This window comes from Mesorhizobium sp. B2-7-2 (genome assembly GCF_006440775.1).
In the GTDB taxonomy this organism is placed as follows: domain Bacteria; phylum Pseudomonadota; class Alphaproteobacteria; order Rhizobiales; family Rhizobiaceae; genus Mesorhizobium.
This window is the reverse complement of sequence record NZ_VFTZ01000037.1, coordinates 1-22,095: the sequence shown is the minus strand read 5'-3', so window position 1 is coordinate 22,095 and position 22,095 is coordinate 1. Positions and strand designations below refer to the sequence as shown.

17 protein-coding genes are annotated in these 22,095 nt (G+C 64.2%); 9 read left to right on the top strand and 8 right to left on the bottom strand.

The genetic code is table 11. From position 1 onward, the window contains the following. Positions 1 to 129 precede the first annotated feature (129 nt). Positions 130 to 2,634: a GumC family protein gene (locus FJ425_RS29615; protein ID WP_140727710.1), complete on the bottom strand. Its 2,505-nt coding sequence runs from the start codon at positions 2,632 to 2,634 to the stop codon at positions 130 to 132. A gap of 199 nt (positions 2,635 to 2,833) precedes the next feature. On the opposite strand from FJ425_RS29615, the gene FJ425_RS29610 reads away from it, so the two are divergent. Further along, positions 2,834 to 4,129, top strand: coding sequence for a lipopolysaccharide biosynthesis protein (locus FJ425_RS29610; protein ID WP_140727709.1), 1,296 nt, complete (start codon positions 2,834 to 2,836; stop codon positions 4,127 to 4,129). 323 nt (positions 4,130 to 4,452) lie between these two features. On the opposite strand, the gene FJ425_RS29605 is transcribed toward FJ425_RS29610, so the two are convergent. The 3 genes from FJ425_RS29605 to FJ425_RS29595 are packed head-to-tail and all read right to left on the bottom strand — an operon-like array spanning position 4,453 to position 7,336. Then, positions 4,453 to 5,376 carry a DUF6492 family protein gene (locus tag FJ425_RS29605; protein WP_140727707.1) on the bottom strand — a complete coding sequence of 308 codons (924 nt, stop codon included), beginning with the start codon at positions 5,374 to 5,376 and terminating at the stop codon, positions 4,453 to 4,455. Then, a complete protein-coding gene (locus FJ425_RS29600) occupies positions 5,373 to 6,167 on the bottom strand; it encodes a WecB/TagA/CpsF family glycosyltransferase (protein WP_140727705.1) in 795 nt (264 codons plus the stop codon). The genes FJ425_RS29605 and FJ425_RS29600 overlap by 4 nt, the downstream gene beginning before the upstream one ends. Further along, complete coding sequence (locus FJ425_RS29595) at positions 6,164 to 7,336, bottom strand: glycosyltransferase family 4 protein (RefSeq protein ID WP_140727703.1); 1,173 nt, start codon at positions 7,334 to 7,336, stop codon at positions 6,164 to 6,166. The genes FJ425_RS29600 and FJ425_RS29595 overlap by 4 nt, the downstream gene beginning before the upstream one ends. A gap of 169 nt (positions 7,337 to 7,505) precedes the next feature. Between FJ425_RS29595 and FJ425_RS29590 the strand changes: the two genes are divergently transcribed. From FJ425_RS29590 to proC, 3 genes are all read left to right on the top strand, one after another. Next, positions 7,506 to 8,504, top strand: a complete 999-nt coding sequence (locus tag FJ425_RS29590; protein ID WP_140544350.1) for a glycosyltransferase — start codon at positions 7,506 to 7,508, stop codon at positions 8,502 to 8,504. After that, positions 8,473 to 9,792: an O-antigen ligase gene (locus tag FJ425_RS29585; protein WP_140637049.1), complete on the top strand. Its 1,320-nt coding sequence runs from the start codon at positions 8,473 to 8,475 to the stop codon at positions 9,790 to 9,792. The genes FJ425_RS29590 and FJ425_RS29585 overlap by 32 nt, the downstream gene beginning before the upstream one ends. Positions 9,793 to 9,873: 81 nt before the next feature. Then, a complete protein-coding gene (gene proC, locus FJ425_RS29580; RefSeq protein WP_140637051.1) occupies positions 9,874 to 10,689 on the top strand; it encodes a pyrroline-5-carboxylate reductase in 816 nt (271 codons plus the stop codon). Positions 10,690 to 10,701: 12 nt separating this feature from the next. Here the strand turns inward: proC and FJ425_RS29575 are convergent, their stop codons facing one another. The 3 genes from FJ425_RS29575 to FJ425_RS29565 all read right to left on the bottom strand — a co-directional run bounded on the left by FJ425_RS29575 (position 10,702) and on the right by FJ425_RS29565 (position 12,773). Next, positions 10,702 to 11,094, bottom strand: a complete 393-nt coding sequence (locus tag FJ425_RS29575; protein WP_140727702.1) for a type II toxin-antitoxin system VapC family toxin — start codon at positions 11,092 to 11,094, stop codon at positions 10,702 to 10,704. Next, the gene (locus FJ425_RS29570) at positions 11,095 to 11,379 is read right to left on the bottom strand and encodes a type II toxin-antitoxin system VapB family antitoxin (protein ID WP_246673642.1); all 285 of its coding nucleotides are present in this window, start codon (positions 11,377 to 11,379) and stop codon (positions 11,095 to 11,097) included. It lies immediately after the preceding gene. A gap of 65 nt (positions 11,380 to 11,444) precedes the next feature. Continuing rightward, positions 11,445 to 12,773: an NAD(P)H-dependent oxidoreductase gene (locus tag FJ425_RS29565; protein ID WP_140637057.1), complete on the bottom strand. Its 1,329-nt coding sequence runs from the start codon at positions 12,771 to 12,773 to the stop codon at positions 11,445 to 11,447. Between the two features lie 411 nt (positions 12,774 to 13,184). Here FJ425_RS29565 and FJ425_RS29560 point away from each other — a divergent pair, with 411 nt between their 5' ends. The 4 genes from FJ425_RS29560 to FJ425_RS29545 are packed head-to-tail and all read left to right on the top strand — an operon-like array spanning position 13,185 to position 18,740. Further along, positions 13,185 to 14,633, top strand: a complete 1,449-nt coding sequence (locus FJ425_RS29560) for a TolC family protein (protein ID WP_140544362.1) — start codon at positions 13,185 to 13,187, stop codon at positions 14,631 to 14,633. A gap of 38 nt (positions 14,634 to 14,671) precedes the next feature. Continuing rightward, positions 14,672 to 16,804: a type I secretion system permease/ATPase gene (locus FJ425_RS29555; RefSeq protein ID WP_140637059.1), complete on the top strand. Its 2,133-nt coding sequence runs from the start codon at positions 14,672 to 14,674 to the stop codon at positions 16,802 to 16,804. A gap of 15 nt (positions 16,805 to 16,819) precedes the next feature. After that, complete coding sequence (locus FJ425_RS29550) at positions 16,820 to 18,109, top strand: HlyD family type I secretion periplasmic adaptor subunit (RefSeq protein ID WP_140544366.1); 1,290 nt, start codon at positions 16,820 to 16,822, stop codon at positions 18,107 to 18,109. Then, positions 18,099 to 18,740, top strand: coding sequence for a ribbon-helix-helix domain-containing protein (locus FJ425_RS29545; protein ID WP_140637061.1), 642 nt, complete (start codon positions 18,099 to 18,101; stop codon positions 18,738 to 18,740). Before FJ425_RS29550 ends, FJ425_RS29545 begins: the two co-directional genes overlap by 11 nt. 86 nt (positions 18,741 to 18,826) lie before the next feature. Here the strand turns inward: FJ425_RS29545 and FJ425_RS29540 are convergent, their stop codons facing one another. Beyond that, positions 18,827 to 19,771: a transglutaminase-like cysteine peptidase gene (locus FJ425_RS29540; RefSeq protein ID WP_140637063.1), complete on the bottom strand. Its 945-nt coding sequence runs from the start codon at positions 19,769 to 19,771 to the stop codon at positions 18,827 to 18,829. A gap of 324 nt (positions 19,772 to 20,095) precedes the next feature. On the opposite strand from FJ425_RS29540, the gene FJ425_RS29535 reads away from it, so the two are divergent. Beyond that, positions 20,096 to 22,095 (top strand): VCBS domain-containing protein (locus tag FJ425_RS29535; RefSeq protein ID WP_210241705.1); only part of this gene is annotated, 2,000 nt, incomplete at its 3' end.

The following is a 22,095-nucleotide window of genomic DNA, read 5'->3' as shown; positions in this document are numbered from 1 at the left end:
GCGGCCGGAATGCAGCGCGGCATTTTCACGAAAATTCGACAAGGCAATCCCGTCAAAGCGTCGTCGGATGCCGTAAACCCGAAACCGGCCGCTTTTATCGAACCGCGAGCCGTCCAGAAATACGGATATTTAGAAATAGCGGCGGCGCGTGCGGCTCTCGGTCAGCTCACGCACCGCCTCGCGGAATTCGCGCAGGCTGGCGCGGATCTCATCGATCTCGCCTTGCTGGCCGGCGGGGGGCTGGTCGGCGGGAGGCCGGTCTGCGGACGGCTGGTCGGCCTCGCCGGCGGCCGGCGACCGCGGATGATAGGATGCCGCCGATGCCGAATAATGATCGTCGTAAGGATCGGTCCGGCCGTGGTCCGGCCGGTACGAATAGGAATAGCCCTGCTCGTATGGCGGCCGGAAATTCTCCCGCGCCGATGGTTGAGGCCGGCGTTCTTCCAGGGTGGGCGCCCGCCAGGCGCTTTCAGGCGGGACAGAGTCCATATCGACCGTTTCAGCCGGCTCGCGCCGCACGAAATAGCGAACCGCCGAGGCCAGCGAGCCGAAAAGCCCGGGACGGGCGGCATCGTTGGCCGGTTCCGGCGGCGGCGTGACGGATTGGACCGGAGCCGGTGCAGCCGCCTGCACAGGTGGTGGAACCGGCGGTGAAGCAGGCGACGGTGTGAAGGACGCTGCCGGCGACGGCGTGAAGGATGAAGCCGGAGGCGGCGTGAAAGACGGAGCCGGTGCTGGTGTGAAAGCCGGAGGTGGCGGCGGAGCAGCGGGCGAGGCCGGCGGCGTGGCGAATGGTGGCGGCGCCGGTGGCGCGGCCCGATTGGAATTGCTCTCAAGCGCAGAAGGACGGTCTTCAGTCCCGCGATGCGAGCGTGCACTGGCCGTCTCGCGCAGGCTGGCAAGGATGCCGCGCAGCGCGCCGAGGCCGATGCCGGCAAACAGGCCGGCGAACAGCCCTGCCAAGGCCATCACCACACGCGACGGCCCCTTGGCCTCCAGCGGCGGTTGAGCCGGCGAAAGCACGTTGATATTGGCCGAATTGACGTTCTTTTGCTCGCCGGTTTCCTTAGCGCGCAGCAAATACTGCTCATAGACCGAGCGCTTGGCGGCGGCTTCGCGTTCCAGCTCGCGCAGCGAAACAAGATTGTTGTTCACGTCGCCACTCTGCACCTTGGCCTGGGCCAGGCGCGAGGACAAGTCCTGCTCGAGCTGAACGGAGCGCTTCAGGTCGACCTGCAGCGAGGACGCGATGCGCTGCAGCTCGGCGGTAATGCGTTCGCGCGCGCCGGCAAGCTGGGCGTTTAGCGCCTGCAGCTCAGGATGACGCGGCCCGAACTTGATCGCGGCGCGGTCGGCTTCCTGCTTCAGCGCCGCATATTGCGAGCGCAGCTCGCTCATCATGTTGGAGTTGATCTCTTCCGGCAACGTGCCGCTGAGGACCGAGTTGACGTTCAGCGAGCGTGCCGAGGCGGCGCGGGCGTTCAGCTCGAGCGTGCGGCCCCGGGCCACGGAAAGCTGCTCGTTGAGCTTCAACATCTGGTCGTCGCTGATCAGGTGGCCCTGCGCGTCGACAAGGTCGTGCGTCGCCCTGAAATCCTCAACGTTGCGTTCGGCCGTCTCGACGCCCTTGCGCAGCTCATCGAGCTTCGACGTCAGCGCGGTCGTCGCACGTCCGGCCATTTCTGACTGGTAGTTGCCTATCTCCCGCTGGAAGACGTCTCTCGTCGTGTTAGCTATCTCTGCCGATTTCTCGCCATTGCGCGTGGTGGCGCTGATGGAGATGACAAAAGTCTTGCCGGTGCGCTCGACCGACAGGCTGTCGGCCAGATTGCCGACGGCCAGCGCCTGGCGGCGAATCTCGTCGCTGCCGGCCTGCTGGTCATCTCGCGAAATCATCGAGCGCAGGAACGACGTGACGCCGAGGCCACCAGACCCCTGACCGTTGAACTCCGGGTCGTTGACAAGGTTGAGTTCCTTGACGACCTCGTCAAGAACCTTGCCTGATGTGACCATCTTGATGCGGGTTTCGACAACGGCCAATGCTGCGTCGGGCTCACCCACCGATTGGGTGAGATCGCGGTCGGCAAGTTTCAGGTCGCCCGGCTCGATGGTTAGCTCGGTCGTAGCTTCGTATTTCTTCGGCGTCGATAGCGCGAGGGCTATGCCAAGCGCGGCGCCCAGAATGGTGGTGGACAGGATCAGCGCTTTGGAGCGAGCGATGCCGCCAATCACCTGCACCGGGTCGATCAGCGGTTTCCATTCCTGGGATTCGTCGGCAGCGGGTGGTCGGCCTATATGGCGAGGTTCGGGAGCAGCATGCGGTTGGTGGCCTTCCGCAGTGCCCCCGTAGCCCTGCCCTAGCGAAGCGGCATGGTTTCTTCCCGCCCAATCGTCCCCGGTTTCGACCGGATCCGCCTGATCGTGGCCAAATCCGGCGGTTTCGCCGGGACGCGGATTCAACCTTTCTTCGCGCTCGGAACGCGCGGCGCGATGGCGCGCGGCGGCGTCCTCGCGCCAGGAAGAATTGGCCCGGTCGCCGATCGAAACCGTCTTGTCGTCGCCACGCATCGCTTGGCCGAGCGCCAGCAGAGAACGCTCGCGCCTCCAGTCATCACGGTTATCCCTGTCGACCATTGTCCTGGAACTTGCTCTCTGGCGGCTTGGGCGCGCGGATCGGCCAATCGTTAAGCCACGCTAAACAGGCATAGGAAACAAACGGTTAATTTTGCGCCTCGGCGGGCACAGTTTTCGCCCTTGTTCACCGCATTTCAGGCCGCCGGGAGGGCCGCCAGAACGCAGCGTTAAACTTTGCAGCCTATCTATCGCACCGGATATGACCCAGGCCAGCGACATGCCGCAAGGGCGGAGCTTCGCGCGGATCGGCCACTTCGTGGCCACCCGCCGGAAATTGGTATTCGATTATGTCTCGGCGATCAGCGGCGCCGGCGGCCGGCTGGTGTTTTCGCTCGCCTATTTCATCGCTTTGGCCAACACGCTTTCGATCGCCGAATTCGGCATGTTCGCAACCGCCTCGGCCGCCGGCATCATGCTGTCGCGCATCCTGGCCTTCGGCTTTATTTCGGCGCTATACCGCACCGCCACCATCCGCCCCAACCTGATCGGCACATTCACCGCCGGTTTCCTGCTTCTCAGCGTCTTGTCGCTGCCGTTGCTCGCCGCAGCGTCCTACGTCGTCTATCTGATCTTCTTCGCCGGCACCGTGCCGTTATCGGCCTTCGCCGCTGTCGTCTTCGCCGAAGCGCTTCTGTGGCGGCCGGTCGAAGTGGCGCTGATCGTCAACAACGGGCTCGGCAAGTTCGGACGGGCGGCCGTGCTCGCCATCTTGGCGACGGCGCTCAGGGCAGTCGGCGCGATCCTGTTCATGCTTGGCGCGCAGCACAGCATCGGCGTCTGGTCGCTGTTCTACATCGGCGCCAATGCCGCCTCGCTCATCGTCGCCTTCGCCTTCTTCTATCCGCGCCAGCGGCTGCGGCTGCGCGCCGAGCTCTATTTCAGGCGGCTCGCCGATTCCATCTATGTCGCCGGATCCGAAGTGCTGTTCTACCTTCAGATGGAGTTCGACAAGCTTCTGGTGCTGTCGATCGGCGGACCGCATCTGGCCGGCATCTACGCCATCATCATGCGGCTGGTCGATCTCACCGCGATCCCGATCCGCACCTTCTCGATGATGCTGGTGCAGCGCATGATGCGGGCGCCGGAGCTGCTGTCGCGGCTGGCGGTCAAGAGCGGCATCGAGGGCGGCGTGTTCCTGGTCTCGACGCTCGCGCTCATGTCGCTCGGCATCGTGCTGCACTTCTTCCCAAACGCGCTCGGCAGGAATGTCGCCGAGGCAGCGCCGCTGGTGGCGCTGGCGGTCTGCGTGCCCGGCCTGCGCAATCTCGTCGAATATCAGGCCGAGCTTCTCTTCGCGCGCGGCCAGACGGCGGTGCGGGCGATCAATCTCGGTCTGCTCGCCGGCTTGAAGGCGGTTCTGCTCACTTACGTGCTGACCACCATCCCCGACACGGCCAATCTGGTCCTGTCGCTCAACATCGTCTTCCTGCTGCTTTATCTCGCCTCGATGCTGCTGACTTATTCGGCCATGCGCCGGCCGGCCAAGGCGATCTAGCGTACCTGCTGGCAGCCAAGGTCGGCGGTTCTTTAACTGGGCAGACCCATGGTTTGGGGTCGGGGCGAAGCCTTCGGGGTCGTCATTCCAGGGCGGAGCAGGAGCGAAGCTCCGTCGCGGAGACCCTGGAATCCATTCCGTGACCTTGGCCGTGGAGTGCAGCGGAGCAGAATTCTGCAGTGCTGCAACGCGTGGAAGTAACGGAAGGGATCCTCGGGTCTACGCGCGTCGCTTCGCTCCTTGCTCCGCCCGTGGATGACGATGGGGGGCGCCCCTGCCAGTTCCAAAGCTTCTGATCTGCTGGAGCAGGCGATCCTGATCTGTCAAAACTGTCCTATCAGGCGGCGGATGCGGCCGGTATCGGTGCCGATGAAGGATTGCATGCCGATCGCCACCTGTTCCGGCGCCATGGCGTCGACGAAGCGGCGGAATTCCTCGTCCGACAGCGGCTCGCCGTTCCAGTGGACGCGGCAGAACTCTTCCGAACCGTGGAAATGGCCTGCGCCTTGAAGCACGTCGTCGACATAGCGGCCGTAGATCATGCATTCGGAGAACCGGCGCGCCGAGCCAACGACGCCGACCCAGTCGCGGCCATGCACCTTCTCGATGCGCTCGCACATGGCGTTGACCGTCTCGCGGCGCCAGGCGATCAGCGTCGAGATGTAGTCATGGTTCGATCGATAGGCGGGATCGATGCCGAGCGCGGCGCCGGCATTGCGCGACCAGATGCGATGCTCGTCATGTCCATCGCTAGCCAGCACGCCGTCACGCCGGAACAGCCGCACCTTGCCGTCGCGCCAAAAGGCGTTCGCGTCGAACGGCTTCAGGAAGGCGACGTCGGAATCGCAGAAGACGAGCACGTCTTCCTTTGCCTGCCCGGCAATGGCGATACGGCGCAGCTGCTGCACATGCCAGCCGCGCAGCGGCTGCGTTTTCAGGCTCAGCCAGACGCGGCGGCGAAAGCCGCTCAGAGGATCGTCGAAGACATGCAGCCAGCGCGGCAATAGGCCCCGCTCGTCGACAACGCTGCGGCGGCTGCCTTCCAGCTGGCGAAACAGCGCGACGTCGCGATGTTCGGTAAGGATGTAATGATGCGCCATGCCGGTGACGTGGCGATCGATGGTTTCGCATAAAAGCCGGCAGCGCTCGAAATCGGGGGCGTAGCTTGCAGTGACGATCGCAGCCAAGGGCATGCGCGGCAGCGGTTCGACCGCAGTGGAGGCGTCCGGCACGAAGCGGCTGTTCACCGGCGCGCCTCCAGCGGCAGCGGCCCGCGTGACAGTTTCTGCTTGACGACGCGCCACAGGAAGAGCGGATTGCCGACGATATAGCGGCGCCACAGGCGGCCGGGTTCGATCCACAGGCGGAACAGCCATTCGAGCCGCAGCCGGCGCAGCCATAGCGGCGCGCGCGGCACCGAACCGCTCATGAAATCGAGCAACGCGCCAACCGCGACCGGCAGCGTGCAATGGCGGCTGTCGATGTGGCGCTCGATCCACAATTCCTGGCGCGGCACACCCATGGCGACGAGCAGCACATCCGGCCGCAGCCTGGCGATGCGCTCGAGGATCGCCGGCTCCTCGGCGGCCGAGAAGAAACCATCATGGATGACAACGAATTCGTGCTGCATGGCGAGCGTCGAGAGCTTGGCGGACGCGGCTTCGGCATTGGCGCGCGTCGTGCCGAGCAGCGCCACAGTCAGCGGGCGCGACGAGGCCTGCAGGAAGGCCGGAATGAAATCGGTGCCGTTGAGATTGCTTGGGAAAGGCGCGCCGTAAAGCAGCGTTGCCGCCATGTCGACGCCGACGCCGTCGGGCAGGATGAGGAAGTCTTTCAGCGCCTCGGCAAAGACCGGATCGGTGCAGGCAAGATTGGCATTGTGGGCGTTGAGGAAGCTCACCTTGGTGAAACGACGCTCGTCGATCAGCCTGGTGAGCAAGGCGATGGCCTCGTCCCAGCGTATGGCAAGCACCGGAATACCCAAAATGGTCTTGAGCGTATCGAAGCCGAAAGCGGCGCGCGCGGTGTGCATGTTCATGCGGCGGCCTCCTGCATGACGGCGCCGAGCTTCTCCAGGCCAAGCCCGATCGCGGCGTCGAGCGCCTTCAACTGGCGGCGATGAAAGGCGCTGCCATCGACGTCCACGACATTGGCCGCGGCCGCCTGTAGCGCCGCCGCGAAAGCAATCGGATCGTCAGTCACCACGCAATTGTCGGGACGATAGCCGATGCCGCGCAGCGAGCGACTGGTGGCGACGGACGGCAGGCCAAGCTCGAAGGTCTCGATGGTCTTCAACTGCACGCCGCTGCCGGCGGTGCTGATCAGGGGAATGACGGCGGCGCCGCGCACGAAGGCCGGCGCATCCGGAACCCTGCCGACGAAGGAAACGGCGGGATGCGGCGAGCTGATGCCGGAATGCACATTGCCCGCAATCCTGATGCGGAAATCCGGCTTCAGATGCGGCACGACCTTCGTCAGGAACCAGTCGAGGCCGATGCGGTTCGGCTGCCAGGTCCAGGTGCCGATCAGCGCGGCGTCGCAATCGATATGCCGCTTCGCCCTGCTTGTCGGCGCCTGCGCACGGGTCACCAGCGGCAGCACCGCGGAATGCCGGTCGGAGGCGACGCCAAGTGCCGCGCGGTCTTCCTCGGCCAGCGTGAAGACAAAGCGCGCAGCGCCGCAGAGCCGCCCTTCCATGACCTCGAGGAGCCTGGCCTCGCGACGGAACATCCAGCGCTGAAGCGCAGTGCCGGCCCCGGCCGCATTTTCCTCGGCCGAGCGGTGCTCGACATTGTGCGCGACGAAGACGAATGGACGGTCGGCGAGAACCTTCTCAAAGGCGCCGGCGAACTGCACCGAGTTCAGGACATAGCCGTCGAAGGGACCGGCGCGTTCGATTGCGTCGCGGACTTGCGCATCGGCAACGACACGCAGCTTGACGGAGGAAAAGGTAAGGCCGGAGAGAACCGCCTTGCCCAGCCAGGCAAGCTTTTGCAGCGGCGACGCGCTTTCGGTGCGCACCTCGACGGCGTCGAGCACGATGGTGTTTTGCGGATCGGACGGGGCCTTGCCCGGCCAGATGAAGCCGATCACCGTCACGCGCACGCCGGCGCGCCGCAGCGCGTCGATGATCGCGGCGTTGGCAATCTCGTAGCCCGAGGCAAGAGCGCCATCAGGCACGATCGATGTGGCGAACAGCAGATGCATCTCACCTATCCTTGGCTGCAGCCGGTAGCAAAACGCGGTGAAGCGTTGATTAAATGGCACTGTCAAAGGCCGAAGACCCGGCTTTTCCGAAGGACGGGCGAGAAGGTGATTAACGAAACGTTATCACCGCGATGCTATCGAGGGCTCAAACCCTCGCTGCTGGAAACGGATGTTCCCTTTGCCGTCCGACGCTTCTGTATCGATCGCGGGACGGTCGCCGGGGCTTGCCGCCGAGACCGTTGAGGCGGTCGTGACGCTGCCGACCTTCAAGCGGCCGAAGCAGGTGCTGGAAACGCTGGCTTCGCTCAAGGCGCAGCGGACCGGCAGGCGCTTTGCCGTCATCGTCATGGAAAATGAGGCCGAGGCGCGCGAGGGAGCCAAGGCGGTGCTGCCGCTGTTCGAAAGCGGCGAGATGCCCGGCATGGTGATCATCGCGCATGAGCGCGGCAATTGCAGCGCCTACAATGCCGGCTGGCAGACGGCGATCCTGCAGTTTCCCAATTTTCGCCACCTGCTGGTCATCGATGACGACGAGATCGCCGAGCCAAACTGGCTGGAGCGCATGTGCGGCGCCGCGGAAACACTTGAAGCCGACGTTGTCGGCGGCCCGCAGGTACCCATCTTTGCCGATGTCTCGCATGCCCGATGGGCCGAGCATCCGGTGTTCGCGCCACCCTATCGGGAGACGGGCCGCGTGCCGGCGCTCTATTCGTCCGGCAACCTGCTGCTCGGTCGCAACGTGCTTAAGGCCATGGGACCGCCCTTCCTCGATCTCAGGTTCAATTTCATGGGCGGCGGCGATTCCGACTTTCTCAGCCGGTGCGCGCAAAAAGGCTTCGTGCTCGGCTGGTGCGCGGAAGCAAAAGTCAACGAAACTGTCCCTGCCCGGCGCGTCGAGGCCGACTGGATCCGCGCCCGCAGCCTGCGCAATGGCGTGATCTCGACGCTGGTCGAAAAGAAGAAGCGCGCCGGCACGCCGCTTGCCGGCCTCAAGGTTTTCCTCAAAAGCCTGGCGCTGCTCGCCGCCTCGCCGCTGCGCGGCGCCATCCGGCTGGCGCGCACCCGCTCGCTGACGAGCGGCCTCTACCCGGTCTATGTCGCGCTCGGCCGGGTGCTCGCCGAATTCGGATATGCCAATGAGCAGTACCGGCAGCCTGAGAAGAATTGAGCGCGCGCCGCTCAGCGCAGCCTTCACCAGGGAAGGTTTGGCGACGGCTATCGCCGCGCTCCTGTTCACCGTCATCATCGTCTCGTTCCGGCCCTTCCAGCCGGCGGGCGCGGAACTGACCGGCGACGGCGGCGACATCGTCAACCAGCTCGGCTTCGGCTCGCTCGGCGCGGTCTCCATCTTCTCGCTGCTGGCCTTCGCCGACCCGCGCGTGGTGCGCTCGCTGGTGAGCCCTTCCTGGGCGCTGATGCTGGGCTTCTTCTTCCTGTCGGTGGTGCTTGCCACCGATCCGCCCGCGGCGATGCGCGCCGCCTCCTTCACCATGATCGGCATCATCACAATGGCGACGATCCTGGTGCTGCCGCGCGACGCCGATTCCTTCGCCAGGGTGGTGATCTTCACTGCCGTGGTGGTGATCGGCCTTTCCTATATCGGCCTGATCGTCTTCCCGCATGAAGCGCTGCACACCGCCGACTCGCAGGAGCCGGAGCATGCCGGTCTGTGGCGCGGCGTCTTCACGCACAAGAACATCGCCGGGCCGGTGATGGCCTGTTTCAGCTTCGCCGGGCTCTACCTGTTCCGGCGCGGCCAGCGCTGGTGGGGCGCCGGCATCTTCTGCGCGGCGATGATCTTCATGCTGCACACCGGCTCCAAGACGACCGCCGGGCTGGTCCCGTTCTCGATCATGATCGTCGTGCTGCCCAGTCTCATCGGCATGCGGCTCGGCACGCCGATCCTGTTTGCGCTGGCCGTCATCGCGACCGCCGTCGGCACGCTCGGCATCGTCTTCATCGCGCCGGTGAAGCATCTGGCGGCAATCTATTTCCCCGATCTCACCTATACCGGACGCACGACGCTGTGGGAGTTCGCCGGCGAGATGCTGGCGAAGAAGCCCTGGACCGGCTACGGCTATGAAAGCTTCTGGGGGACGCCACTGCTGCTCAACCAGGACCAGCCCTTCGACCGGCCCTGGGATATCCGCACCATCGTTCACGGTCACGACGGCTATCTCGACATCGCCGTGCTGATGGGCATCCCGGCGCTCTGCGTCGCCGTCTACACCTTCCTGATCGCCCCTTTGCGCGACTATATGCGCATCCCGGCGCGCAAGGAAAACATCTTCCTCGGCGATTTCTTCATGATGGTGGTGCTGTTCACGGCGCTGAACGGTTTCCTGGAGAGCTTCTTCTTCCACCGCGGCGATCCGGTCTGGCTGTTCTTCGTGCTCGGCGTGCTCGGCTTGAGACAAGTCTCGCTGCGGTCGATCCCGGTTCGCCTCTCCCGCTGATCCTGGACTGTCGATCTTCCGCCACTGGACTTTTCCAGCGCTCCGCAATTGTCTAAGGAAGTCTTCTTTTCGGAGGCTTTCATGACGATCAGGCTGGTTCTCGCCGGTTGCGGCAACATGGGTTACGCCATGCTCTCGGGCTGGTTGAAATCCGCCAAGCTCGAGCCGGCGGCGGTGTTCGTGGTCGAGCCCAATGCCGAACTGCGCCAGCGCGCCGAGCATCTCGGCTGCCGTGCCGCCGCCGACGCCGCCGGCATTCCGGCCGATGCCGTGCCCGATCTCGTCGTCATTGCGGTAAAGCCGCAGGTGATCCGCGAGGTGACGGCGCAGTACAAGCGCTTCGGCGATGGCAGGACCAGCTTTCTCTCCATCGCCGCCGGCACGCCGGTCGCCACTTTCGAAGAGATTCTGGGCGAGCTCGCGCCGGTCATCCGCTGTATGCCGAACACGCCGGCGGCGATCGGCAAGGGCATGATGGTGGTATTCTCCAACCTGCTGGTCTCCGACGACGTCCGCCGCTTCGTTGCCGAACTGCTCTCGGCGAGCGGCGTCGTGACGACGATCGACGACGAAGGGCTCATGGACGCCGTGACGGCCGTCTCCGGGTCAGGCCCGGCCTATATCTTCCACTTCATCGAGGCGCTGACGATCGCGGCCGAGAAGGCCGGCCTTCCCACCGAAACCGCCAAGCTGCTTGCCATGCAGACCGTCTTCGGCGCCGCCTCGCTCGCCGCCGAAAGCGACGAGGAGCCGGGTGTGCTGCGCCAGCAGGTGACCAGCCCCAACGGCACGACCGCCGCGGCGCTTGCCGTGCTGATGGGCGGCGACCGCCTGACGAAGCTCGTCACCGAAGCCGTGGAAGCAGCACGGCTCAGGTCGATAGAGCTGGGGAAATAGGGACCGTCCGCATCACGCAAGGTCGGTGTGGGAAAAATCATTGCCTTTATAGAGCAAAGGCATGCCTCGACTTTTTGCCGAGGCATACGACAGGCAATCGGCGAGGTTGAGCTGGGCCGGATGGCCGCGACCCTTGCCATCGTCGGAAAAAGCCTGGATCGCGAGCTTTGCATCGCTACTTTCGATCGGCACGACTTCCACCTCAGCCTCCTGCAGAAAAGCTTCTATCGCCGCTTCGGCAACAACCGGCTGGACGGCGAGCATCGATGAAAGCCGCATCGCCGCTTCGAGTATGACCAGCGGAGATGTTACGCGCCCGGACGCCAACTCTATCCGGCCGCTCCATTCGGCTGCGTCCTCCTCGCCCGCCAGGATGGCGACGACGACCGAGGTATCGATGAACATTCAGGGATGTCCCCACATCTCATCGACCTCATCCTTGCTCAACGTCTTTCCGCCTCCGCCGGCCTTGGATTTGAAATTTCGGGAAATGGTGGCAAGCCGTTCGGCCAACGGCGCCTGTTTGCGGTGCCGCTGCAGTTCAGATTCGAGCGCCTCGATTACCGCCTCGGTCATCGAAATGTTCCGTTTTTCGGCAAGCTGGCGGGCGAGTTCTCTTGCCCGCGGATCCCTAATCTGAAGATTCATCGCTGCATCCAATCCGTCATGACAATATAGCGCGACTGTCATGACAATGCCGGCAGCCGCTTTCTTGCTACCCGGTCGCCAGGCGGAGCTGCGCAAATTGGAGCGGCTCAGCCCAAACCGATCTTGGCTCCGTAGAGCATATCATCCTGCAGCCGGCGCAGGGCGTAAAGTCTCGTCGTCCGGTCTGGCACGGCATTGTCATCAGTCAACAACTCGCCCTTCTTCACCGGCTTCAGCACCTTGCCGCCTTCGAGCAAGCCGACCGGCACGGCGCGGACGGCGCGGGCATCGCCAACGGTCATGGTCCAGGAGCGGTAGCAGGTCTCGCCGATGGCATCGAAGGTCTCCCCGGCGGCAAGGTCGCGCTTGGCGACCGCGCAGACTTCCGCCACCGGCCTCGGCAGAGGCACCATGTCGGGCTTGCCGTAGAGCATGATGCGGGCGGCGGTGAGCGGCACCTCCAGCGAAGTCAGGTGATAGGGCCGGAACAGGCCGTAATAAGGGCCTTGGCCGACATGGAGATCGTCCATGCGTTCGACGACGCGCGGATGCATCGCCTCGACGATGACGAAGACGCCGGGCGCCACGCCCTTGCCGATCGTGTAGTCGACGACGCCTTTTCTCGACAGGAGGCCGCCATGCTCTTTCGGGATCAGCACCTTGGCCAGCTGATCGCGATCGGCCCTGGGGCCGTGCATGCCTGGAACATCCGGAACCAGGCCGGTGGCGTTGGCAATGGCGCACATCTCGACCATGGTCTTCGAACCGTCGACGAACTCGACCAGCATGCGCGGGTTCATGCTGCGGCGCGCCGCCTCTTCAAGGTAATCGTCGGGAACCGCGTCGTGGTTGAGCGGATTGTTCTTGCCCTTGCCGGCCGCGACGACGCCTAGCCCAAGCGCCGAGGCGAATTCGATCAGTTCCATGCAGCTCGACGGCTCGTCGCCCGCGCCGACCGAATAGACGACACCCAGCCGGTCTGCCTGCTGTTTCAGGTAGCAGCCGATGGTCACGTCGGCCTCGACATTCATCATCACCAGATGCTTGCCATGCTCCATCGCCATCAGGTCGAAATCGGCGGCGACGCCAGGTTTTCCGGTAGCGTCGATGACGACGTCGATCAGCGGGTTGGTGACCAGCACCTCATTCGAGGTGATGGCGATCCTGCCGCTCTCGATCGCCCGGGTGACCCCGGAGCCGGTCTCGGCCTCGGCGGCCATCGCCTCGTCGCCATAGGCGATGCGGATCGCCTCACGGGCAGTGTGCGGGCGGCGCGTAGAGATGGCCGCGATCGAGATGCCCGGCATCAGCATGCCCTGCGTCACCAGATCGGTTCCCATCTCGCCGGAGCCAATGACGCCGATGCGGACCGGCCTGCCCTCGGCGGCGCGTCGGGCGAGATCGCGGGCAAGCCCGGTCAGGGCGATATTGGTCATGCAACAAAATCCACGGCTTTTTGCTCCGGCCGGCAATACAGGGAACGATCCGCGTTTGCCAATCAAACCAGGCTGAAATGGCGTTTTCTTGCGCATGCTTTGCAAGGCCTGAGCAGATTTCGCGGGAGCTTGTGCATGGCCGCCGCACGATTCGCCGTTTCTTTCAGACCATAACCATCGCAGCGCGCTTTGAACTGGGAGAGTCCCGACGAGCGCGCCCCGTTTCTGTGCCATTTTTGCTACAGGCTTTAACCCTAATGCCGGAAATCGCAATTTTAGCGGGTGTCTAATCCATTATATGCTCACGGCCCCGAAAAATTTGATAGATACTGGCTGAAAGGTCCGGTGGCAGGCTTGGGCAAATAAGCGCCAATAAAAAAATAATGGCGCGGGGATAGTCACGGGGTAGAAATGACCAGGACGGGTAAAATTACCGTCGGCTGGCGCGTTGCGCTTGCTGTCACGGTGTCGATGTTGGCTTGTGGTAGTGCCAGCGCACTCACACTCAAAGAAGCTGTCGCCGTCGCCGTGGAGTCCAATCCGGAGATTGGACAGGCGATCGAAAACCGCGAAGCGATCGAATTCGAGCTGCGACAGGCCAAAGGCCTTTATCTTCCTAGCGTCGACCTGGAAGCATCGACCGGCGTTCGCCGCCTGGACAACGACACGCGGCGCGCGCTCGACGAGGATCACAAAGCTCTCTATCCGAACGAGGCCGACCTCACCGTCTCGCAGACGCTTTATGACAGCGGCGCAAGGCGCGCGGAACTGAACCGCCAGGCCTCGCGGGTCGATGGAGCTTCCTTCAGGGTTCTGGAACGCTCCGAGTTCATCGGACTTGCAGTCGTCCAGGACTATCTGGAATACATGTTGCAGGCTTCGATCGTGGTCGAAGCCAAGAAGAACCTCGGCTTCCATCAGTCCATCCTCAGCGACATCAGGCAAGGCATCGCGGGCGGCGCGCTCAACGACGCCGACCGGCAACAGGCCGAGGAACGCCTTTATGCCGCCAAGGCGCGGATGCAGGAAGCGACCGAAGAACTCGAGGCGGCCAAGATCCGCTTCTTCAAGAATGTCGGCAAGCCGTTGACCAACGCGTCGCGGCCTGCCGATGTCGCAGCCGCCCTGCCGCGGTCGCTGGACGATGCGATCGGGCTCGCCAGGCAGAACAATCCGCGCGTCCATATGGCCAACAGCGACATCGACGCCGCCGCTTCGCTGGTCGACGCGGCGCGCGCGAAATATGGCCCGACGATCACCGCCGAGGGCGTTGCCCGGGGGGGGTATGACATCGACGGCGACAATGGCGACGCAAGCGATCTGCAGGCCCGGGTGGTGCTGCGCTGGAACCTCTATCGCGGCGGCATCGACAAGGCCAACGAACAGGAACAGATCCGCCGCACCAGCGAGCAGCGCCTTGCGCTGCACCAGGTGCTGCGCGAGATCGAGGAAGCCGTCCGGACCTCGTGGGACCGCCGCTTCCGCCAGGCGGAGCTGGCAAAGACGCTGCGGCAGCAGGCAGCCACCAATGAAAAGCTGGTCGCCTCCTATCGCGAGCAGTTCAAGGTCGGGCAGCGCTCGCTGCTCGACGTGCTCGATGCCCAGAACACGCGCTTCAACACCGCGACGCTGGCCGACACGTCGTCCTACGCATCGCTGTTCGCGGAATACCGGCTGCTGGCCGCAACCGGGGAATTGCTGAAGACGCTCAACATCCAACCGGCCAAGCAGGCCGCGGCCTACGCCCGTGAGGAATTCGGTGTGCCGGCTACGGCCGATACCGAGACCTATGCGCGGACGCCGTCGGAGCAGAAGAACGATCTGCCGTTCGACATCCTCGCGCCGGTCAGGAAAAAGTAGCCGATGTAGCGTCGATCTTCGGTCCTTCGGGGCGGATCGTGAACCAGCAACCTAATATCCTATCGCCCAAGGAGGCTTTCAAAGCCTGCTTCTGCGCTGTGGCGGCCTATCTCGGCAGGCCGAGCGCGGAAACGGTGCTGTTCGCCGGCGTGCCGATTTCGGAGACGCGCATCGAGCCGGACGAGATCCGCCATCTGGCCGAGCGCATCGGCCTGGAGGTCCAGAATTTCAGCCATCGCGATTTCCTGCGCGGCCGCTTCGATCTTCCGGCCATCGTCTTTCGCGTCAGCCAATTGCCGATCGCCCTCCTGGCGGAGATCGAGGGCGGGCAATATCTGACGGCGCCGCAGGAAAACGGCCGCACCACGATCGACAGATCGGAACTCGCCGAAAGCTATATCAGCGGCGGCACGTCCTTCTCGATCACCTATGCCAACCAGGCCGAGGAGATGACGGTCGGCACCGCCGCGCGGATCGAAAGGCGCCACTGGCTGACCGGCACCATGGGGGCGTTCTGGCGCACCTATTCGAAAGTGGTGCTGTCGGCGATGTTCATCAACCTGCTGGCGATCGCCTCGCCGATCTTCACCATGAACGTCTACGATCGCATCCTGCCCAACAAGGCAATCTCGACGCTGTGGGTGCTGGCGCTCGGCATCGGCGCGGCGATCCTGTTCGACCTGCTGCTGAAGACGGCCAGGGCATCACTGATCGACTATGCCGGTCGCAAGGCGGACCTGCGGATTTCCTACCTGCTGTTCGAGAAAGTGCTGAATTCCTCGCTTTCGGCGCGGCCCGGGTCGACGGGTGAATATGCAAACCGCGTCACGCAATACGAGTTCGTGCGCGAGTTCTTCACCTCGAACACGATCAGCGTCTTCATCGACACGATCTTCGTCTTCGTCTTCCTGGCGGTGATCTACGCCATCGGCGGCTGGCTGGTGGTGATACCGGCGCTGGCCTTCGTCATCTCCGTCATTGTCGGGCTGATCACGCAGCGGCGGATCGGCAAGCGGGTCGCGGCCTCGATGAACGAGGCGTCGCAGCGCCAGGCCCTGCTGGTGGAATCCATCTCGACGCTGGAAACGATCAAGTCGCTGCGCGCCGAGGCCTACCTGCTGCGCAAATGGGGCGAGCACTCGAAGAACGCGGCCAACACGTCGGAAAAGATCAAGGAGCTCTCGGCGGCGGCGGGCAACATCACCGGCGCCATCCAGCAATTCGTGACGGTCGCCCTGGTGGTGGCCGGCGCCTATGCGTTCTCGGAAGGCCAGGTGTCGACCGGCGCCATCATCGGCACCGTGATGCTCGCCGGCCGCGCCGTGGCGCCGCTCGGCCAGATTGCCATCACGCTTGCCCGGTTCCGACAGGCGATGCTGTCGCTCAAGATCATCAACACGATCATGTCGCAACCGGAGGACCGCCCCGACACGGTCGGCTTCGTCAACCGGCCGATCCGCAGCGGCGCGCTGGTCTTCAGGAATGTCGGCTTCGCCTATCCCGGCACGGAAAACGAGGTTCTGAGCGGGCTCAACATCGCGGTCAAGCCCGGCGAGCGGGTCGGCATCATCGGCCGCATCGGCTCCGGCAAGACCACGATGGGGCGGCTGATCGGCCGGCTGTTCCTGCCGACGTCGGGGGAGCTGCTGCTCGACGGCATCGACATCCGCCAATACCACCCCTCGGAGGTCCGCGCCGCGGTCGGCATCGTCGCGCAGGCCGGGGACCTGTTTTCGGGAACCATCAAGGAGAACCTCCTGATGGCGGCGCCGGGAGCGACGGACGAGGAGATCATCGATGCGGCGAAGGCCGCCGGCGTCGACGACTTCGTCTCGCGGCATCCGCGCGGCTACGACATGAATGTCGGCGAGCGCGGCACCAATCTCTCGGGCGGGCAAAGGCAGGCCGTGGCGATCGCGCGGCTGCTTTTGACCAAACCGAAGATCGTCTTCCTGGACGAGCCGTCGGGTTCGATGGATCTCGCTTCCGAGCGGCAGTTGATCAAGCAGCTCAAGGTGGCGTTCGACCGCAGCACGACGCTGATCGTGTCGACCCATCGCTACAGCATGCTGGAGCTTGCCGACCGCCTCATCGTCATCGACCAGGGCCGCGTCGTCGCCGACGGGCCGAAGGAACAAGTCATTCAGGCGCTGCAGAAGGCAAATGCCTGACCGGAACGTATGGACATGCTAGCAAGGGAAGACCGGCCACCATTTTTCGCCTCGGCGTCCGTCTACATCGTCGGGGCGCTGTTCGTGTGCTTCACGGCCTGGGCGTCGTTCGCCGAGGTCGACGAGATCGCGCGCGGCGACGGCAAGGTGATACCTGCTTCGAAGACGCAGATCATCCAGGCCAGCGAACCGGGCGTGGTGCAGGAGATCGCCGTCCAGATCGGGCAGACGGTCAAGAAGAACGACCTCATCATCCGCCTCGACAATTCAGGCAACACGTCGAGCCTTGGCGAAGAGAAGGCCAAGGCGCGAGCGCTGCAGGCGCGCATCGCCAGGCTGCAGTTCGAGCAGAGCGGCAGTGTCGAAGGGTCGTTTCCCTGCCCGGCGGAAATCCAGAAGGTCGCGCCGGAGATCTGCGACAACGAGCAGAAGCTGCTTGTCGCGCGCCGCGACAATTTCGAGGTCAAGCTGTCGGTTCTCAAATCGCGCCTCGACCAGCGCGAGAAGGAACTCGACGAGGCCACCGCCAACGCCGACCGCCTGTCCAAGAGCCTTGCCGTCACCGACCAGGAAGCGGCGCTGGTCGAACCCATGGTCAAGAAAGGCCTGATGGCCAGGACCGAACAGATCCGCGTCGAGCGCGAACAAACCGACCTTCGCGGACAGCTGACCCTTGCCGGCGAGACCATCAAGAAGGGCCAGGGAGCAATCACCGAGGCGCAGCTTCAGGTGAACGAATTGGGCCTGCAATTGCAGCAGGAGGCGCTGAGCGACCTGACGCAGGCGCTCGCCGATCTTTCCGTGGTCGACGAAACCATCCGCGGCGCCACCGACAAGGTGGCGCGCACCGACATCCGTTCGCCGGTCGACGGCATCGTCAACACGCTTGACGTCAACACGCTCGGTGCCTTCGTGCAGCCGGGCGCGGTGGTGGCCGGCATCGTGCCGACCTCCGAGACGCTGCTGGTCGAGGCCCGGGTTTCGCCGCGCGACGTCGCCTTCATCCAGCCGAACCAGGAAGCGCTGATCAAGGTCACCGCCTATGATTTCTCGATCTTCGGCGGCATCGAGGGCAAGGTCTCCAACATCACCGCCGACAGCCTCGTCGACCAGAAGACGGGCGAGCCCTATTACCAAGTGCGGGTCGCCACCGACAAATCGACCCTGACGAGGAACGGCAAGACCTATTCGATCATCCCCGGCATGATCTGCTCGGTCGACATCAAGACCGGACGCAAGACGATCCTCAACTATCTTTTGAAGCCCATCAACAAGGCGCGTCAGGAGGCAATGAGTGAGCGATAGCGCCATCCATCCGCACACGTCGCGCGAGAGGCTGCTGCCGTTGCTCGCGGCCGAGGATTTCGGCCCCGAATTCCGGGTCGTGGCGCGGGGCGGCGTGCGTCGCGGCATCCGGCTGGAGCGCGCCTTCTGGGTGTCGCTGAAGCAGATGGCCGAAAGCCGCAAATGCACGATCGGCATGCTGGTCGAAGAGATCGCCGAACATCATCCCGACCAGGGCAATCTCACCTCGGCGATCCGCGTCGCCTGCATGCGCGGCCTGGCCGAGGAAAGCATGGAATTGCGCAAGCTCGCTTCGATCCGCACGATCAACGCGATCCTGGTTGCCTGCCCCTCGCCCGCCTTCGCGCTGTCCTCGTCGAAGAAGATCCTGGCCTTCAACGCGCCGTTCCAGCAACTGGTGAGGCGCCAATTGCCAAGCGCGCCCGGCGAGGATGGGCGCCAGGACCTGAAGCTGGCGCTCGACCTCAACGTTCCCGATATCTTCGCCCGGCTCGACGCCAATGGCGAAACACCGGTCACCAGCGGCTTCGTCATCGGCGCCGGCGAGCGCCGCTATCGCGGCCAACTCAGCGCCGTGCGCGCACCCGTCACCGAGCCGGAGCTGCTGATGGCCTTCGTCTACAACGGGTAGAGCTACGCATTTTCCCGGAACTGTCCGGGTGCGCGAAGACAACAGAGCGTTCGCGTATTTTCGGGGAGGCGCTGAACCGCTCGAAACTACTGCCTCAGGCTCGAAGCCACTGATGGTTCCGGCGAGCCTTCGCCCGGAGCGACCGTGGCGAAGCCGCCGGCGATGTCGGCGACCTGCGCGCCGGACTTCGACCCATGGATCCAGGCGCGATCGGTGCTGAAGGAATAGAGCGGAACATAGTCGGGCAGATCGCTGTCGCGCAGGACAGCGTTGCCGAGGCTGTCCAGGATGAAGGCGCCGCTTCCCGTGCTCACCGACAGGATGGCATGGAAGAACTTGCGGCGGCGATCCTGGAGCACCACCAGCGACATGCTCTGCGCAGGGATGCCGGCCCTGAGCAGCGCCGCCATCTTCAATATGGCGAAATCCTCGCAATCGCCGGCGCGATGCTCGAGGATTTCCGACGGCTTCGCCCAATAGTCGAGCTTGCCGTAGACGACGCTGTCCTTGCGATAGGCGATCAGGCGGTTGATGCTGCTGTTGACGAAGGACAGCTTGTCGCGAAAGCCCTTGTCGCCGGCAATCTTGACGATCTCGGCGAAAGCCGGGCTCTCGCGGTCGCAGACGCTGCCGGCGGTGCAATCGACGATGGCCTTGTAGACAGGAGCCCAGCGCGCCGCGACCGGAAAGTTGCGCATCGACAAGGCGACCGAGCCGAAGACGCCGGGGATGATCGCGGCGGTCTGGATCGGGTCGATGCCGGGATCGGCCTTCGCGTGCGCTTCAGCCTCGTAAGGCGCTGCCGGCGTGTAGCCCACGGAAACGTCCGCGATCCGGTACGCGGAGGCCGGCTGCCAGGGCAGCGGCCGGGCCAGCGAAACGCCGCCAAGGCTCGCCGGCGCAAGCACCTTCTGCAAGGCTTGAACCGCGCCCGAATTCGCGCTTGCCGACGATGGATCAGCCTGAGCGGCAAGGCCGATCGCCAGCAAGAGAACCTTGATCCCTGTCGGGGCTGCTTTTTGTATTTTCATGACGCCCACCTTTGACTGTGGACGCTACCAATCTTGTCTCAAATTATCGGAAAGGAAGGTGGGTAAGTTTCCCCGAATCACGCTATTCTGTTTTGCATCAAATTTTATTCAAAATTATACTTACATTTACCAAAGCGGGAGGCGTGCGGCGCGGCCAATCGCACCGCCCTTAAGAGGATGCATATCCGCATATATCATCGCGATTTACCAAGTGTAAAAAATGCGATTCTCTACATATTCGAATATATGAAATAGATTGAATGTCTGTTGCAAAGCCCGGGCCTGACATGTCTCTTTCCGGGAAATGCCGGAGGGGCTTTAGCTATGACGACCAATATCGAATTCGACGCCGTTTCAAATTCCTGGGACGAGCACACGAGCGCTGGTGAAAATCATATCTCGACGGGTGTGCAGGTCGCGCAGGCGACCGCCGGCCAGGCGGCGAGCGAGCCGGTGCCGGTCGATGTCGGCAGCGGCGCGCCGGCCCAAGGCGCGGCCAATGCGCCGGCCGCCAACCAGCCGGCCGACGCCAAGGCTGCTGCCCCCGCGAACGCGCCGGCGGCAAATGCAGCGGCAGGCAATACCCCGCATGAATATCATGTCGAGGCCGGCAACGTCGTGAAGCTTCCGGCCAGCGTGTCGATCGACAACATCAAGGTCGACGGCCACGATCTCGTCCTCACGCAGCCCGACGGAACCCAGATCGTCATCAAGGACGCCGCGCTGAATGTGCCGACCTTCATCCTCGGCGACGTCGAGGTGCCGCGCGTGGCCCTGATCGCCGCGCTCGAGGCCAGCCATGTCGATGTCGCCTTCGGCGCCGACGGCTCGATCTCGGCCGGCGGCAACGGCTCGCCGGGCAGCGCGGGCGGAAATTTCGAGCATCCCGCAGGCGGCATCGGCGACGGCTTCGGCCTGACGTCGCTGCTGCCGCCGACGGACCTGGGGTTCGGCCAGCCTGACCATCGCGAACTGTTCCCGGGATTGCTGCCCGATTCGACGCCGACGATCCTCGATCTGACGCCCTCCCTCGAAGGCGGCGACACGATCGTTTATGAAAAAGGCCTGCCGACCGGCTCGGGCGAACTGGCGGACCATGAGCCAGGCAACGACAGTGATCCCTCCGAACACAACACCGGCACCTTCACCATCACCTCGCCCGACGGCATCGGCTCGGTGACCATCAACAACCAGGTGATCTCCGGCGCAGCCCTTGCCAACAGCGCAACGACGCCGATCAACATCCCGACGCCTTTAGGCAACACGCTGACCATCGACGGCTACGACGCCGCCACTGGCCAGGTGAGCTACACCTATACGCTGGTGCACGCCGAGAACCATCCGGCCGGCGACGGCACCAATTCCACCTTCGATGACATGACCGTGACGGTCACCGACAGCGACGGTGACGTCTCACTCCCCGGCACGCTGTCGATCAAGATCGTCGACGACGTGCCGGTCGCGCACAATGCGGACGCCGGCACGCTGACCGAAGACGCCGCCACGACCAGCGTCAGCGGCAACGTCACGACCGACTACAATAACACGTTCGGCGCCGACGGCCCGGCAGCGGCGAGCCCGGTGGGCTGGGGCGCGGTGACCGCCACGCTGAACGGCGGCGCCGTCGACCTGGCCGACTACGGCACGCTGACGCAGAACGCCAGCGGCACCTGGAGCTTCGTGCTGGACAACAGCAAGCCGGCCACGCAGGCGCTGGAGACCGGCGACACGATCAACGTCTCACTCGGCTATACGCTGACCGATCACGACAGCGACGCCGACACCAAGACCATCACGTTCGAGATCAATGGCGCCCACGACAGCTCGACCGTCGTGGTCACGCCGAGCGACGACGCCAATGCCAATGGCGCGTCCAACGTCGTCTACGAACACGGCCTGACCTCAGCTCCCGACACCAGCGAGACCGACACCGGCACGTTCAAGGTCACGGCCACCGACGGCATCAAGGACGTGACCATCGGCGGCCAGACCCACACGCTGGCCGATTGGCTCAACCAGACCATCAACACCGGCGAAGGCACGTTGAAGATCACCGGCGTGACGCCGGCGGGCGGCGGCACCGAAGCCACCTTCACCTACAGCTACACGCTCAACGCCGCGCAGACCCATCCCGCCGGCAACGGCAACAACACGCTGCCCGACAGCGTCGCGGTCGCGGTTGACGGCATCGGCGGCACCCACGGCGACGGCACCATCAGCATCGTCATCGTCGACGACGTGCCGACAGCGCACAATGCGGACGCCGGCACGCTGACCGAAGACGCCGCCACGACCAGCGTCAGCGGCAACGTCACGACCGACTA